The sequence below is a fragment of the Paenibacillus sp. BK033 genome, from assembly GCF_004345425.1.
Classification (GTDB): Bacteria; Bacillota; Bacilli; order Paenibacillales; family Paenibacillaceae; genus Pristimantibacillus.
In genome coordinates this window covers 1,099,076-1,114,181 of sequence record NZ_SLVP01000002.1, presented here as the reverse complement: position 1 = coordinate 1,114,181, position 15,106 = coordinate 1,099,076, and the positions used below count along the sequence as shown (strand labels likewise).

Annotated in this window: 14 protein-coding genes; 11 read left to right on the top strand and 3 right to left on the bottom strand. The window is 49.1% G+C overall.

Features of this window, described 5'->3' with window-relative positions:
- Positions 1–30 precede the first annotated feature (30 nt).
- The 5 genes from EV294_RS11815 (at position 31) to EV294_RS11795 (ending at position 4,653) form a co-directional block, all read left to right on the top strand.
- A complete protein-coding gene (locus tag EV294_RS11815; protein ID WP_132306965.1) occupies positions 31–987 on the top strand; it encodes a carbohydrate ABC transporter permease in 957 nt (318 codons plus the stop codon).
- On the top strand, positions 987–1,820 hold the full coding sequence (locus EV294_RS11810) for a carbohydrate ABC transporter permease (protein ID WP_481856070.1): 834 nt from the start codon (positions 987–989) through the stop codon (positions 1,818–1,820). The genes EV294_RS11815 and EV294_RS11810 overlap by 1 nt, the downstream gene beginning before the upstream one ends.
- 48 nt (positions 1,821–1,868) lie before the next feature.
- Positions 1,869–3,191, top strand: coding sequence for an ABC transporter substrate-binding protein (locus EV294_RS11805; RefSeq protein ID WP_132306961.1), 1,323 nt, complete (start codon positions 1,869–1,871; stop codon positions 3,189–3,191).
- Positions 3,192–3,331: 140 nt separating this feature from the next.
- A complete protein-coding gene (locus EV294_RS11800; protein ID WP_132306959.1) occupies positions 3,332–3,901 on the top strand; it encodes an SF0329 family protein in 570 nt (189 codons plus the stop codon).
- A gap of 152 nt (positions 3,902–4,053) precedes the next feature.
- On the top strand, positions 4,054–4,653 hold the full coding sequence (locus EV294_RS11795; RefSeq protein ID WP_132306957.1) for a hypothetical protein: 600 nt from the start codon (positions 4,054–4,056) through the stop codon (positions 4,651–4,653).
- Between the two features lie 66 nt (positions 4,654–4,719).
- On the opposite strand, the gene EV294_RS11790 is transcribed toward EV294_RS11795, so the two are convergent.
- Positions 4,720–5,436, bottom strand: a complete 717-nt coding sequence (locus EV294_RS11790; protein ID WP_132306955.1) for a DUF421 domain-containing protein — start codon at positions 5,434–5,436, stop codon at positions 4,720–4,722.
- A 108-nt stretch (positions 5,437–5,544) separates the two neighbouring features.
- Positions 5,545–6,477 (bottom strand): cation diffusion facilitator family transporter, encoded by a 933-nt coding sequence (locus tag EV294_RS11785; protein ID WP_132306953.1) that lies wholly within the window; start codon positions 6,475–6,477, stop codon positions 5,545–5,547.
- 233 nt (positions 6,478–6,710) lie between these two features.
- Between EV294_RS11785 and EV294_RS11780 the strand changes: the two genes are divergently transcribed.
- The 6 genes from EV294_RS11780 (at position 6,711) to EV294_RS11755 (ending at position 14,456) form a co-directional block, all read left to right on the top strand.
- Entirely contained in the window at positions 6,711–8,309 is a 1,599-nt protein-coding gene (locus tag EV294_RS11780; RefSeq protein ID WP_132306951.1) for a xylulokinase, read from the top strand.
- Between the two features lie 128 nt (positions 8,310–8,437).
- Positions 8,438–9,535, top strand: coding sequence for a GntR family transcriptional regulator (locus tag EV294_RS11775; RefSeq protein ID WP_132306949.1), 1,098 nt, complete (start codon positions 8,438–8,440; stop codon positions 9,533–9,535).
- Between the two features lie 98 nt (positions 9,536–9,633).
- Positions 9,634–10,326 carry an L-ribulose-5-phosphate 4-epimerase gene (araD, locus tag EV294_RS11770; protein WP_132307175.1) on the top strand — a complete coding sequence of 231 codons (693 nt, stop codon included), beginning with the start codon at positions 9,634–9,636 and terminating at the stop codon, positions 10,324–10,326.
- 202 nt (positions 10,327–10,528) lie between these two features.
- Entirely contained in the window at positions 10,529–12,145 is a 1,617-nt protein-coding gene (locus EV294_RS11765; protein ID WP_132306947.1) for a spore germination protein, read from the top strand.
- 15 nt (positions 12,146–12,160) lie between these two features.
- Entirely contained in the window at positions 12,161–13,285 is a 1,125-nt protein-coding gene (locus tag EV294_RS11760) for a GerAB/ArcD/ProY family transporter (RefSeq protein ID WP_132306945.1), read from the top strand.
- Positions 13,272–14,456 (top strand): Ger(x)C family spore germination protein, encoded by a 1,185-nt coding sequence (locus EV294_RS11755; protein ID WP_132306942.1) that lies wholly within the window; start codon positions 13,272–13,274, stop codon positions 14,454–14,456. The genes EV294_RS11760 and EV294_RS11755 overlap by 14 nt, the downstream gene beginning before the upstream one ends.
- On the opposite strand, the gene EV294_RS11750 is transcribed toward EV294_RS11755, so the two are convergent.
- On the bottom strand, positions 14,443–14,976 hold the full coding sequence (locus EV294_RS11750) for a hypothetical protein (protein ID WP_132306940.1): 534 nt from the start codon (positions 14,974–14,976) through the stop codon (positions 14,443–14,445). The two genes, EV294_RS11755 and EV294_RS11750, sit on opposite strands and share 14 nt — an antisense overlap.
- Positions 14,977–15,106: the final 130 nt, after the last annotated feature.

The window sequence follows — 15,106 nt, the reverse complement described above, 5'->3', positions numbered from 1 at the left end:
ATAGATGCTGTGAGGGGGGATGAACATGAAATGAAGGCGGAAGCTATGAATAAGCCGGCGGCGGCGGCCAAGCTGCGCTTGACGAAGAAGCTCAAAGGAACAAACGATAACAATCTGGCAGGCTACATTTTCATTTCACCTTGGTTAATAGGTTTTTTGCTGCTTACCGCATGGCCGATCATCCAGTCGTTTTATTTGTCGTTTACGGAGTACTCGCTGCTTGAGGCTCCGACCTGGACCGGAACGGATAACTACGCCAACATTTTCACAAACGATAACGATTTCAAGACATCGCTGAGGGTCACCTTCATCTTCGTGTTGTTTTCCGTCCCGCTTAAGCTTTTCTTTTCCTTAATGGTCGCGATGATGCTGAACAAAAATGTGAGGGGCATGAATCTGTACCGGACGGCGATCTATTTTCCCTCTTTAATCGGCGGGAGCATTGCCGTCGCGGCACTTTGGCGCAACATGTTTAATCTGAACGGTTATTTCAATCATGTGCTTTCCTGGTTCGGCATTCAGGGCGTCGGATGGATAACGAATCCGCATACCGCGCTCGGAACGCTGATTTTGCTGAATACATGGCAATTCGGCTCTACGATGGTTATATTTCTGGCCGGGCTGAAGCAGATTCCGGGCGAGCTTTATGAGTCGGCGTCGGTGGATGGCGCTACGAGGCTGCGGAAGTTTTTTCACATTACGCTTCCGATGCTGTCGCCGGTCATGTTTTTCAACCTGGTGCTTGGCATTATCGGCTCCTTCCAAATGTTCACCTCCGCGTTTATCGTTACGCAGGGCGGCCCGATCAATTCGACGTATATGTACGCGCTGTTCCTTTACGAGAAGGCGTTTAAGCATTATCAAATGGGATACGCTTCCGCGCTGGCCTGGATTCTGCTCGTTATCGTAGCGCTGATGACCGCCATCAACTTTCTGGTATCGCGTTATTGGGTATTTTACGAGACGGACGGAGGGAAGCAGAAGTGATCAAAACGCTAAAGAATCAAAAGGTAACCGGCCATCTGCTGCTGATTGCGTTCTCTCTCCTGATGTTATATCCGGTTATATGGTGGGTGGGCGCTTCGCTCAAAACGACGGCCGAGATGAGCTCGCCTTCCATCTGGCCCAGAGCGCCGATTTGGGAAAATTACACCAAGGGCTGGCAATTCTCTCCCGAATTTACGTTTGGACGCTTCTTCGGAAATACGCTTCTCATGGAGTTCTGGAACGTGATGGGAGGCGTTCTCACAAGCGCGATTGTCGCTTACGGCTTTGCCCGCATAAACTTCAAATTCCGCGGCGCTTTATTCTCGATCCTGCTGCTTACGATGATGCTGCCGGGGCAAGTGACGATTGTTCCCCAGTACATTCTCTACAATAAGCTGCAGCTGATGGACAGCTACATCCCGTTAGTTCTGCCGCATTTCTTTGGCGGCGGCGCGTTTTTTATCTTTTTGCTCGTGCAATTCATTAGAGGCATCCCGCGGGAGCTGGATGAGGCAGCCAAGATCGACGGCGCTTCCGTTTACGGTATTTTCTATCGGATTGTTTTACCGCTGATCAAGCCCGCATTAGTAACCGTCGCGATTTTTACGTTCATATGGAGCTGGGACGATTTCTTCGCGCAAATGCTGTACTTGAATTCGGTTGGCAAATTTACGGTGGGTCTGGCGCTGCGCATGTACGTGGATCAATTTGAGATCCAATGGGGCAGGCTGCTCGCGATGTCGCTGCTATCGGTTCTGCCGTCCGTCATTTTGTTCTTCTTCGCGCAGAAGCAATTTGTCGAGGGGATTGCAACGACGGGCTTAAAGGGATAACGGCATGGCGGACCCGGCTTCAAAATATAAGGTAAAGGGGAAAAGAAGATGAAGCGAAGTGTATGCAAAGGATTCACGTTATTGATGCTGGCCGCCACACTGGCATTGTCGGCTTGCGGCAACGGCGGTGCGAACAACGGAGAGGCGAACGCTTCGAACGCCGGCGGGAATGGCGATCCCAATGCTCCGGTGAAGCTCAAGATCATGTGGCAAGGAGCGGATATCAGGCATCAGGCAATGCTGAAAACGCAGGAGGTCTATACGAAGTTAAATCCATCGGTCACCTTCTCGCCTGAATACATGGCATGGGACGATTATTGGAAGAAGCTGCCGACGCTGGCCGCTTCCCATTCGCTGCCCGATGTCCTTCATATGGACGGTGCATACATTCAAGAATATGCGACCAGAGGTACGCTGGAGGATTTGTCGGATATCGATCTTAGCGGCGTCATCGACGAGAAGACGCTGGAAAACTTGAAAATCGGCGGCAAGCTTTACGGTATTCCGATCAGCCGCAACGCGCAAGGCATGGCGTTCAACAAGGAAGCGCTGGAGGCTGCCGGCATAGAGCTGCCGAAGAAGGATTGGACTTGGGACGAATATTTCGATTTCGCGAGAAATGCCCGCGCCAAACTCCCGGAAGGGGTCTATCCGATCAGCGACACGGATACGTGGGATTTTTACCAGTATTATCAAATGTCTTACGGCAAAGGCCGGATTATTCAAGAGGATGGCAAGAAGTTTAATCTGGACAAAGACTTGTTCATGAAGTTCTACGGCATCCATTCGGAATTCCGCGAAAAGAAAATCGTACCTCCCGCGGACATGGTCAGCGCGTTTAAGGAAAACGATCCGCAAGCGGATCCGATGGCAAGCGGCAAAGTCATGACGCGGGGAGCTACGGTTGGTTCGGTAGGGGCGCTTGAGCAGTTAATGCCCGGAAAAATAGACGTTGTCAACCTTCCGGTGGGGCCAGAGGGAGGCGGATGGGCTCAGCCAACCATCTTCCTGAGCGTAAGCACCGATTCCAAGCACAAGGATGCGGCGAAGGCTTTCATCAAATGGTTCGTGACGGATAAGGCAGCCGGCGAAACGTACGGCACGAATTTCGGCATTCCGATCTACGACGAGATCTATACCGCGCTTGAGCCTACCTTGGCGCCAAAGGAAAAGCTGGGCAAGAAGCTATACGATACGTCGATCGACAAAGCCATGCCGTTCTCTCCGGCTGCGGCAGGGTGGACGGAATGGGTAGACAATTACAAGAAAACGATGGATTCCGTTATGTTCGGACAGAAATCGATTGAAGATGCTTATAACGAAATTTCGAAGGCAGGCAACGCGATTGCGGAGAAGCAAGCCGCGAAATAAGCCGGAAACGTTTTTCCTCCAGGCGGCAATCCCTTTCGGGTTTGCCGCCTTTTGGTTAGCTTTGCATTCGACGATTAAGATAGGAATGATGTGCCCGTTATTGTATGATAGACAAGAAGTAATGAAATTTGGAGGCTTACATGTCCTGGAGCAAACTGAAGCAGCAATTGGAGAGCTTTCTTAGTCCGGCGTTATCGGGGAGAGTCGAATACCGGTCAACCAGCTACCGTTATTTACCCGATAAAGCAGGGCTTTGTTATATAGCTGTAGACAAGAAGAACGTATTTAATATGAGCGATGCATCGACATCGATCAGATGGTATCAGACGGAGCAGGAAATCAAGAATGATCCGCAGCTTCAAATTCCGATCAGCAAGGAAGAGCTTGATGCGGTCAGAGCAGATACGAAGGGGCTGGTTCCCGAGGAGCGTCTGAAGGTGATTGCGAGAGGCCGAAAAATAGGCGAGCTTGCAAAAGAGCTCTTGTCGGCACAGACCGCCTTAAGCAAATCTAACTTTGTTGCGGTAGCGAACAAGTTTCTATCCCTCTCCATAGAGGAGAGCATAGAGAGCAAGGATATCTTACTGAATATCCTGGCGTTGATTGATAGAAGGGTCGGGAAGAAACGCATTCAAAACATGAGCGGGAAGATCAAGCTCAAGCATCCCGTCGTTCAGTATTTCTATGAGCTGCGTCTTAGCACGATGTGAGTGAGGCAGCGCAGAACAGCCGGAGACAATCCAATCTGGGGATTGTCTCTTTTTATTGAAAGAAGAGATAATAAGGGAATAATAAATTCTTAAGACCTATTTAATACTTACCTTATATACTGGTTCAAACGTTGACGAGAGAAGGGGAAAGCATGAAACATAGCCGAGGCGTTTTTGTACCCGCCGTTGTTGTGGCGATGGCTGGTTTTGCCTTGATCTTCCACGCATGGTTTGGCGTAAGCCGCCAAGGCCTTCCTGGAATAAAGCCCGGGGATAGAGGGAACGAAGAACTATTCAAGACATTGGGAACGATTGCTGTGTGGAGTACCGCCCTTAGTTACGCGTGGCTTCGCGTGAAGCGAAAGCGTAAATCGCCATCTCCTCTCGTGAAGAAGCTGGTCAAGCTTTTTGACAAAGCGCATCGACTTGCTGGTTATGCAGCAATCGTCCTGATCGCTGTTCACGGCCTCTATTTTCTGACTCAAGCGAGAATCAAGGACGACACCTATACAGGTATTGCAGGATTTGCGCTGCTGCTATCGTTAGGGGTGTACGGTTTTTTAATCCGCCGCGTAAAGAACAAGCATTTGCGCAAAATTCATTTTTTGCTGGCAACCGTGTTTGCCGTTGTGGCGGTTATTCATGCAGGAGGTTCGGCGATTATCGCGATACTCAGCACAATCGTGTTCTGGGGATTGGTTTGGTTGATTGAACGACGGGTGGCTCAGTCGACGGAGAATAGAGCCGCATAACCTTTCAATAAACTCATGGCGGGCAGAAGCGCGCTGTGAGTTCAGTAATTACCCTCTGGACAGAACCTACATATCTGTTGGATGCTCTAATTGGTCTTGATAAAAATCAAAATACAGCTTTCCATCGGTACCTCTTACGGCATAAAACACGTCGGTAAGAGCGTGTCCTTTCTTCTGCACAGCCTTTTCGATCATTTCCGTCTTAATATTCGCCTCATGCAGGTGTTCGTAAATAAACTTGCCTTCTTTTATGAGTTCTACAGGAAAGTTTATTGGTTTTGGCGGATATTTTTTTTCTGAATTTAGCAAATGCAAATTGAGATGCCGATATTCTTTCTTTCTCAGAACGGAGAGTTTGCCGCTGTTTTCAAGCAGGGCATACTCTACTTCGGAAATATCAAAAATCTCCTTCTCCCGAAGCATCTCGTTAAAGGAATCCAGTGTTAATTTGTTTTTCTTCATGTTCTCCTGAAGGAGTACACCTCCATCCACGACGACTGATGGCTTTCCGAATAACCATCTCTCCGCAATTCTTCCTTTTAAAGATAAAAGACTAAGCAGCCACGAAGTGACAGTAAATACACCTAGCGAAATTATTAGATGGGATAGAACGATCTTCTCGTTAAACGCAATGTTCGCCGCGATGGCGCCTAGGATAATCGCGGTTACGAAATCATGGCTATTCATATTGGATAATGTTTGTTTGCCAATCAATCTTGTGATGATTAAAAGGAGGATAAAGGAAGAAATACTCCTTATAAAAATGACATAGTATTCAGACATTTGGCTCCTCCAAAAATTGTATTTAAATTAATTTTTCTTTAAGCGCTTTTTATTATTCAGATACAAAAAAAGACCAGCCTAATGCTGATCTCTAGGTTTGTCGTTCCGTTAGGTTAAAGTTAAAAACTGACGGCCGTATTCCCCGTGATGATGAATAGCGGCATGCTCAATCTGGATGGTCGAATGCACGATGCCGTATTTCTCTTTCAATAGTTCGGTCAAGGCAAGCGTAATGCAATACGGCTGGGTATGGGAATCCGCAAGAACGTGGGCGGTTAAGGAATAATGATCGGTGGACACGGCCCATAAATGCATGTCGTGAACGTCCAATACGCCTGTCACTCCGCTCAAATCCTGGCGTATCGACTCCAGGTTAAATTGCTCCGGCACCGCCTCCATGAGAATAACGTAAGATTCGCGGATAATTTTTACGCCGCCGATCGCGATTATGCCGCCGATTACCATGCTAATAATCGGGTCGAAGAGAAGAATGCCCGTCGCTTTCATCAGAATGGCCGACACGATTACCCCTGCCGAGCTGAGCGTGTCGCCAATGAAGTGCCATAACGCGCTTTTGACATTCAGGTTCTCTTCTTCTTTCGCGCTGCGGTGCAGCAGCAGGGTAAGTACGACATTCACGATCAAACCGATTACGGCAATGCCAAGCATGAGGCCCATGTCTACCGGCTCGGGATGGATCTGCCGCTGAACGCCCTCGTACCAGATGAATCCCGCGATAGCCACCAGCGCAAGGCCATTCAAGAATGAAGCCATGATCTCGAAACGCACGAATCCGAAGGTATATTGGCTGGTAGGCTGCCGCGATGCCATATAGATGGCGAACATGCTTAAACCAAGAGCCAATACGTCGGATACCATATGGGCCGAATCGGAGAGCAAAGCAAGCGAGCCGGACAATAAGCCGCCGATGATTTCAATAGCCGTAAAGATTGAGGTTAACGTTAAGGTGAGCCACAGCGTTTTTTTGGATGCGGACTGCTCTTTCACATGCGGGAGATGATGATAGTCCCCTTTGTTCATGACACTCACTCCTTTTTTCTAGATTAGAATCATTATAAATAACTAATGTAGCTTAAGTATATGCCCTCCATGGCCAAACGTTCAAATGAACATTGTATGGATAACAGAAGGAATTCTCATTCTCACTCTATTTTCACATGTACATACAAGTTTCAATGATGGTATACTGTCTACAGACAAGTTAGCTAAACTGAACTTCATTTCAATTCATTAACCATAACGGAGGAACAAACATGAGTCTTGATATGAAAGAGGCTATTAAGAACGGCAAAACAGTGCTTGGAATCGAGCTGGGCTCAACCCGGATTAAGGCAGTTCTCATCGGGGAAGACAATACGCCAATCGCATCGGGCAGTCATGACTGGGAGAACAGCTACCTCAATAATATTTGGACGTATAGCCTGGAGGATATTTGGAAGGGCATTCAAGACAGCTATCGGAAGATGGCGGCCGATGTGAAGGAGCGGTATGGCGCGGCATTGCAGACTATTGGCGCCATTGGTTTTAGCGGAATGATGCATGGCTACATGGTGTTTGATCAGGCTGGCAATCAGCTTGTTCCTTTCCGCACATGGAGAAACAATATAACGGAGCAGGCTTCGGCGGAGCTGAGCGAATTGTTCAATTTCCATATTCCTCAGCGCTGGAGCATTGCCCATCTGTATCAAGCGATTCTGAATCGGGAAGCGCATATTGCCGACATTCATTTCCTGACGACTCTGGCGGGGTACATTCATTGGAAATTGACCGGTCAGAAAAATCTTGGCGTAGGCGAAGCATCCGGCGTGTTTCCGATTGATATCCATACGGGAAGCTTTAACGAGGTTATGATTAATCAGTTTAATGAGCGGATTGCGGCAAAAGAGCTTCCATGGAAGCTTGAGGATATTTTGCCTCAAGTATTGGTTGCGGGCGAGCGTGCAGGGGTACTGACCGAAGAAGGAGCGAAGCTTCTGGACGTGACCGGAGAGCTGCAGGCGGGAATTCCGTTCTGTCCGGCCGAAGGGGACGCCGGAACAGGCATGGTTGCGACGAACAGTATTGCGAAGCGCACGGGCAACGTATCGGCGGGAACCTCGGTATTCGCGATGGTTGTTCTGGAGAAGGAGCTGTCCAAGGCCTATGATGAGATCGACCTCGTTACGACGCCGACCGGCAACCTGGTCGCTATGGCTCACTCCAATAACTGTTCGTCCGATCTGAATGCATGGGTTGGCTTGTTTGACGAGTTTGCCCAGGCAATGGGTCTTCATGTTGACGCTAACAAGCTTTACGGCACTCTGTACAACCTGGCGCTGCAAGGCGATCCGGATGGCGGCGGACTGCTGGCTTACGGCTATTTGTCGGGCGAGCACATGACGCATTTCGAAGAAGGACGCCCATTGTTCGTGCGTTCCTCGGAGAGCCGCTTCAATCTGGCGAATTTCATGCGCGTTCATCTGTTTACCGCGCTTGGCGCGCTTAAGATTGGCATGGATATTCTTCTTAAGCAAGAGGAAGTGAAGCTGGACCAGATCCTTGGTCATGGCGGCTTGTTCAAGACCGAAGGCGTAGGACAAAAAATCATGGCTGGCGCTCTGAACGTTCCGGTCTCCGTCATGGAGACCGCCGGTGAAGGCGGAGCGTGGGGGATTGCCCTGCTTGCTTCCTACATGGTGAACAAAGCGGAGAACGAGACGCTGGAAGACTTCCTGAACGAGAACGTATTCGCAGGCAAAGCCGGCTCGCAGGTTTCCCCTGATCCGAAGGATGTGGAAGGCTTCGAGGTCTTTATGAAACGGTATAAGACGGGACTTTCCATTGAAAGAGCCGCGGTTGAATACTTGAAATAAACCGTTAAATCGCATGCAGATAGATAGAAGGAACGATTGGAGCCGGGAGTAGTATTTCCTGGCTCCGATTTGTTAATCTATACTCATATCGCAGAATCGTACAGACAAGCTAGAAAAGGGGCAGGTTCATGAAAGAAAAATCATTGCCGAAATACATTCAGCTCAAGAAAGAAATATTGGCATGGCTGGAGACGGGAAAGCTTCAGCCCAATGAGCAGATGCCGTCAGAGAACGAAATATCCGAGCAGTTCGGGCTAAGCCGGCAAACCGTCCGCCAAACGCTAGGAGAGCTGGAGAAGGAAGGCAGGCTGTACCGTCTGCAAGGAAAAGGGACCTTCGTAGCGGATGCGCGGGAAAGCGAGAGCCGTGCGGAAACCCAGACGATAGGCCTCATAACGACTTATATTTCGGATTATATTTTTCCGCATATCGTACGCGGGACGGAAGCGGCGATTCGGGCCAAAGGCTATCGGCTGCTGCTCTCCAGCACGGACAACGATAAGGGCAGGGAACGGGAAAGCCTGTCCATGTTAACCAGCCAGCCGCTGAGCGGTTTGATTATCGAACCGACCAAAAGCGCCGAAGGAAATCCGAATCTGGCTTATTTTCTCGCGCTTAACAACCGGCGAATTCCTTATGTCATGATAAACGCCCGATACCCGGAAATCAGCTGTCCTTCTCTTGTCATCGACGATGAAGATGGAGGCCGTACGGCGGCTCAGCATTTGCTCGAGCTGGGACATCGCCGGATTGTCGGGTTTTTCAAGACGGATGACCAGCAGGGCGTGCTGCGCTTGAAAGGCTTTATGCGCGCGCATCAGCAGGAAGGCTGTCTCCTTCAGCCGGAGTTTGTTGTGGCTTACCGGACGGAGGAGAAAGCGAAGAAGCCGATTGAAGAAGCGGCAAGGCTCCTGGAGCTTCCGGAAGAGGAACGGCCAACGGCATTTGTCTGCTACAACGACGAGCTGGCTCTGCATCTGCTCGAAGTTATCCGCCAAGCCGGGCTATCCGTACCGCAGGATATATCCGTGGTTGGATTCGACGACTCGCCGCTCGCAACGGCATCCGAAGTGAAGCTGACAACGCTTGTTCATCCGAAGGCGGAAATGGGAGAGGACGCCGCAAGCCTGTTGTTCGAGCTGATCGAGAGCGGCGGCACCTTGATGCCGGAATCCAAAACTTACAAGCCTAGCTTGATTATTAGAGAATCGACCCGCAAGATGTAATGACAAGTCGCGGGTCGTGACAAAATAAATGTAGAAAACATGTACGTACAAGTGTATAATGACATTGGAAAATGAGGATCGACGAAAGGATGAGCAACATGCTGGAGCGGTTAAAGCAAGAGGTATTGGAAGCCAACTTGGATTTGCCTAAGTATGGTCTTGTTACGTTTACCTGGGGAAATGTGAGCGGTATCGATCGGGAAAGCGGCCTTGTGGTCATCAAGCCTAGCGGCGTGCCTTACGATCAGCTTAAGCTGGAGGATCTTGTTGTTGTGGATCTTGAGGGGAATAAGGTAGAGGGCGAGCTCAAACCATCCTCGGATACGCCAACGCATCTTGTCTTATATAAAGCCTTTCCGCAGATTGGCGGAATCGTGCATACGCATTCTCCGTGGGCAACAAGCTGGGCGCAAGCCGGCCGGGGGATTCCTGCTCTGGGGACCACTCATGCCGATTACTTCTACGGCGAAATCCCGGTTACCCGCGCAATGACGCGCGAGGAGATCGAAAGCGCTTATGAGCTCGAGACCGGCAACGTCATTGTCGAAACGTTTAAGGATAAAGACCCAATGATGATACCAAGCGTGCTTGTGAACAGCCATGCGCCATTCAACTGGGGCAAAGATCCGCATGAGGCCGTTCATAATGCGGTAGTCGTGGAGGAAGTTGCAAAGATGGCCCTTCATGCTTATAATCTTAATCCGGACATTCAGCCGATGGATCAGGCTTTGCTCGACAAGCATTTTCTCCGGAAGCATGGCGCTAATGCCTATTACGGCCAAATCAAATAACGAAACGATCAAGGACAATTTTCTTCTGATTACAGAAGGGAATTGTCTTTTTTTTAAAAAATATAGGGATGCCAGTCGTTCAATAGGCCAGCAAAAGCCTAACTTTGTATATTTGAAGCCAAATTAGGAATATTATTCTTACATTGCCATTTCCCCAATCTGCATTCGATCTGAACGAGAGTAATTAAAGGAAGGATTATGAATGTTATCTTCGATTAAATCCCATATTCCGGGATGGAGCGTGTTATTCCAGGCCTTTATTACTCTTGTTGTTCCCCTGTTGATCTACCGGATTTATAAAGCACTTGCCTCTTTAGCGGATGACAAGCTGGTCTCTTCAGGCGGGGCGAGCAGCATGAACGCTTCGGATAACGAAGAGCCGCCCATTCATCCCATTTCCGCAAATTACGATACCAATATCGATAAAATCAGGAACACGATCGGGTTAAACAGCGACGTTGTCATCCGCGAACTGACCATGGGGGATGCCAAGATTCGTGCTGCTCTCATTTTTGTTAAGGGCATGCAGGAAGATCAATTGCTAAAAATGGAGATTATGCAGATGCTGCGGGATACGGAGCTGCCTCTCCCGCTCATTGAACGTTTACCAACGAACTCGGTACATGCGATTTCCTCGATGGAGGAGCTGACAAAGGCCATTTTATTTGGCTATTTGGCCCTGGTTATTGATGGTCGAAATGAAGTTCTTTTAATCAATCCGCCAAGCGGTCCTGCCCGCGATATTACGGAGCCGGTGTCCGAAACCTTGCTGCGAGGCTCCCGGATTGGCTTTACGGAAGATATTAATATAAATACGGCTATCCTGAGAAAGCAGGGAGTCACGGAAAATCTTCAAATCCGAAGCTATTTGATTGGTCACACTATCCAGAAGGAATTGGCTGTCGTATACCTGGATCAGATCGTCAATCCGGACTTGCTTCGGGAGGTTACCGACCGGATAGAAGGAATCAGGCTTGATTATGCCGCGGAGTCCGGTTATATCGAGCAATTGATTGAGGATAACTATCTAAGTCCGTTCCAGCAAACCCAAAACACGGAGCGTCCTGACCGGGTTATGGCGGCGCTGCTGGAAGGCAGAATCGCGATTTTGCTGGACGGAACGCCGTTCGCGCTGATTGTGCCCGTTACCTTCAGCATGCTTCTGCAATCGCCGGAGGACTATTTCGAACGCTGGATGCCCGGTTCCTTATTGCGCATTCTCCGTTTTCTGGCGGCCTTCATCGCTCTAATGGCTCCATCCTTGTATATTTCTTTTATTTCGTTTCATCCGGGGCTAATCCCTACGGAGCTTGCTCTAACGATTATTGAGACCCGGCAGGGCGTTCCGTTTCCCTCTTTAATTGAGGTTCTCATACTGGAAATTTCCATCGAGATATTGAGAGAGGCGGGAATTCGGCTGCCCAAGCCGATTGGACCCGCAATGGGCATCGTTGGCGGTCTTGTTATTGGAGAGGCGGCCGTTCAAGCGGGAATCGTAAGTCCTTTTCTGGTCATCGTAGTTGCGGTCACGGCGATTTCATCCTTTTCGATTCCGATGTACAGCGCCGGGATTACGCTTCGGCTTCTCCGGTTCGTGGCTATGCTGTTTGCCTCCATTTTGGGCATGTTCGGGACCATCTTGTTCTTCTTGCTGATCTGCTGTCATCTAGCCAAATTAAAAAGCTTTGGTGTTCCTTATCTCACCCCGCTTACGCCATTCCGCTGGAGCGACTGGAAGGATTTCTTTATTCGCGTGCCGATCTTCATGATGAAGAGGAGACCAAAGCTGATGAAAACGATGCAAAACAAACGCAGATAGAATCGAGGGAAAACGATGTCCGCTTCAAAATCCTTTCTTGCGCCGGACGACAAAATCACATCCTCGCAAGCGGCGCTGGTTTTAAATAATACGATGCTGGGGGCTGGCATCTTGACCCTGCCAAGAAGCGTAAGCGAGACGGTGAAAACGCCGGACAGCTGGATTTCCGTGCTTTTGGGCGGATTGGTCGTTATGCTGGTAGTTGTCTTGATGGTCAAATTAAGCCTGCGCTTCCCGGGCAAAACCGTATTTCAATATACGCAAAGCGTAATTGGCCGGTATCCCGGCATTTTATGGTGCTTGTTATTAGTCCTGTATTACATCGCAATCGCAGGCTTCGAGATCCGCGTGATGTCCGAGGTAACGATGTTTTACTTGCTGGAAGGCACGCCGATATGGGCGATCACGATTCCTTTTATTTGGCTGGGCGCCTATTTGATCCGAGGAGGCATCAATGCAATCGCGCGGGTGGGACAGATCGTTTTTCCCATCAGCTTGTTTATTCTGATTGTTTCCTATCTGCTGAGCTTGAGGTTATTCCATCTCGATAATCTAAGGCCCGTTCTGGGAGACGGGATACTTCCGGTTATTCTGGGGCTCAAATCAACCGTTCTGGTTTATTCGGGTTGCGAGGTTGTAATGACGTTGGTGGCGCAATTGGATCATCCAAAGCAAGCTCTGAAAGCTATGCTGGCTGGAATCTCTATTCCTGCCGTGATTTACTTTTTTACCATCATAATGGTCATCGGCGGTTTGTCCGTAGATTCGGCCGTAACCAGTACCTGGCCAACGATAGATCTGATACGGAGCTTCGAGGTTACGGGATTTCTATTCGAACGCTTTGAATTCCCGCTGATGGTCATTTGGCTGATGCAGATGTTCTGCAATTACAGCAGCTTCTTTTATAATTCGTCCCTAGGTTTGTCGCAATTGTTTAACCTTCCTTACAAGTCGGTTATTTTTGCGCTTGTACCCTTCATCTTTCTTGCAGCCATGATCCCGAAGAACATCAATGAGGTATTCAAGCTTGGGGATGATATCGGCTATTTTAGTATATTTCTGTTTATTTTGTTTCCCGTCTGTCTTTCGCTAATTGCGACGATAAGATCCAAAGGTGGTCCTCAACATGAGAAAACGTAAGCTTCCGGGACTGCTGCTTGCAGCCGTACTGCTCACGCAATCCGGCTGCTGGAGCAGCAAAGAGATTGAAGATCTCGCGGTGTACGCGGGCATGGCGCTGGATACGGGCAATGAGAGCCCGATGGAAAAGGAATTCGAGCAAGAGGGAGGAAGCTATTCCAAGAAAAATAAAATAACGGCAACCGTTCAAATTGTCCCGCTGAAGACGGGCTCCAAGGATGAAGTAAAGGGCAAGACTTCCCCCTATATGAATATTACCGCAACGGGCGACTCCGTTCTTGAGATTTTCCGCCAGTTTTCCCTTCGGTTGAATAAGCCGATTATTGGCCATCATTTGAAAATTATCGTGATCTCCTCGGAGCTGCTGCAAGAGAGAAACATTAAGCAGGTGACGAACTTTATGCTGCGCGATAACGATATTCGGCCTAGCGTGAAAATTTTTCTAAGCACGGGCAAGGCGGAACAAGCTTTAACCATAAAGACGCCCGACGAGGTGCCTTCCTTCTATATTAACGATGTGGTGCAGAACCAGTTCCGGACAAGCAAGATTATGGACGCCGTTCTGCTGACGGATCTGGACGCCTTGATGCATTCCAAACAAAGCTTTATTCTTCAGAATATAATTCGGGCCAAAAAACAAATCGAATTCTCGGGAGCCGGCATTATCAAAGGGGATACCGGGCGCTGGATCGGGAATTTGACGCAGGAGGACGTTGCGTGCATCGACTGGCTGACAAACCAAGGGGATAGCGGAGCGATCAAAACCTACGACGAGCATCATAATCCAATCACTTACGAGATGAAAGCCATGAAAACCCGTATCCGGGTAGAGACGGATAAAGACAATCAGCTTACCTTCCGGGTCCGTGTCGAAACCAAGGGCAGAATTAGCGAGGATTGGGATGCGGAGGGGAACCCTTCCTTGAGGTCTTATCAGAAAGAGGCGGAGAAGCTATTCAAGAGCAAGCTGACGAGCATGCTCGAGCATCTGCTGAACGTCATGCAGACCCGCTACAAGGTGGATGTCGCTAAATTCGGCAAAGCCGTGAGGATTCAGAAGCCGGGCTTATGGAAAACGGTCAAGTCCAATTGGGATGACACGTTTAGCGCTTCGAAAATCAATTTGGATATCGACCTGCAAGTGACGGATTTTGGCTCTACGACAAAATAAGCGAACGCGCAGCCTCCCGGGCAGCGTTATGCGCCAGCCGATGCAAGTCGTTGTTTTTCTTGTGCTTGCTTATGTATTTGATCTGAAGAGTGATCGCGGGGCATTTGGAGTTGAAGGTGGCCAAGGCGGCTGACAGCTCGGTTCTTGCGAGTTCGTTTCGGGTTTGCGAGTGATTCCGCTGTGCAAGCAAATGCGATATACGGATGCAGTCGGTGTAAACGACGGCGATTTTAGGCGGATGCTCTAACGCTGCATACGCGGCAGCCAGGGTGTCCAAGCTGAAAATAATCGCCAATACTTCGCCGTAGTTAGAGCCGTAATCTTTGCTGATCGGCAATTTTTTGGCGGTTAAACGGATCGTCCGGTTAAAAACGGTGCAACAAGCAGCGCCGTAAGCGTTCTGCAAAGCAAAGCCGGCGTAATCGCAATAAAGGAACATGGTTCCTTTGTTTAAGAGGTATTGTCTTAATTTAGGGCTCGCATAAGCTTTCTTAACGAGCGGATTATTGTTCAGATCCATCCGTGCTTCTCCTATAAATGTAGTACGGGTAAACGTATTCGATCAGCTTTTACCGATCTTCAACCTTTTAAACCTCATCGCCATTGTTTCATGGCCGATAAAAAAGACTGCACCCCTGTCGGAGAGCAGT

Excerpts from the sequence above, each read along its gene's own strand:
- EV294_RS11815 (WP_132306965.1), top strand. The coding sequence starts at position 31 with ATGAAGGCGGAAGCTATGAATAAGCCGGCGGCGGCGGCCAAGCTGCGC.
- EV294_RS11805 (WP_132306961.1), top strand. The coding sequence starts at position 1,869 with ATGAAGCGAAGTGTATGCAAAGGATTCACGTTATTGATGCTGGCCGCC.
- EV294_RS11800 (WP_132306959.1), top strand. The coding sequence starts at position 3,332 with ATGTCCTGGAGCAAACTGAAGCAGCAATTGGAGAGCTTTCTTAGTCCG.
- EV294_RS11795 (WP_132306957.1), top strand. The coding sequence starts at position 4,054 with ATGAAACATAGCCGAGGCGTTTTTGTACCCGCCGTTGTTGTGGCGATG.
- EV294_RS11790 (WP_132306955.1), bottom strand. The coding sequence starts at position 5,436 with ATGTCTGAATACTATGTCATTTTTATAAGGAGTATTTCTTCCTTTATC.
- EV294_RS11785 (WP_132306953.1), bottom strand. The coding sequence starts at position 6,477 with ATGAACAAAGGGGACTATCATCATCTCCCGCATGTGAAAGAGCAGTCC.
- EV294_RS11780 (WP_132306951.1), top strand. The coding sequence starts at position 6,711 with ATGAGTCTTGATATGAAAGAGGCTATTAAGAACGGCAAAACAGTGCTT.
- EV294_RS11775 (WP_132306949.1), top strand. The coding sequence starts at position 8,438 with ATGAAAGAAAAATCATTGCCGAAATACATTCAGCTCAAGAAAGAAATA.
- araD (WP_132307175.1), top strand. The coding sequence starts at position 9,634 with ATGCTGGAGCGGTTAAAGCAAGAGGTATTGGAAGCCAACTTGGATTTG.
- EV294_RS11765 (WP_132306947.1), top strand. The coding sequence starts at position 10,529 with ATGTTATCTTCGATTAAATCCCATATTCCGGGATGGAGCGTGTTATTC.
- EV294_RS11760 (WP_132306945.1), top strand. The coding sequence starts at position 12,161 with ATGTCCGCTTCAAAATCCTTTCTTGCGCCGGACGACAAAATCACATCC.
- EV294_RS11755 (WP_132306942.1), top strand. The coding sequence starts at position 13,272 with ATGAGAAAACGTAAGCTTCCGGGACTGCTGCTTGCAGCCGTACTGCTC.
- EV294_RS11750 (WP_132306940.1), bottom strand. The coding sequence starts at position 14,976 with ATGGATCTGAACAATAATCCGCTCGTTAAGAAAGCTTATGCGAGCCCT.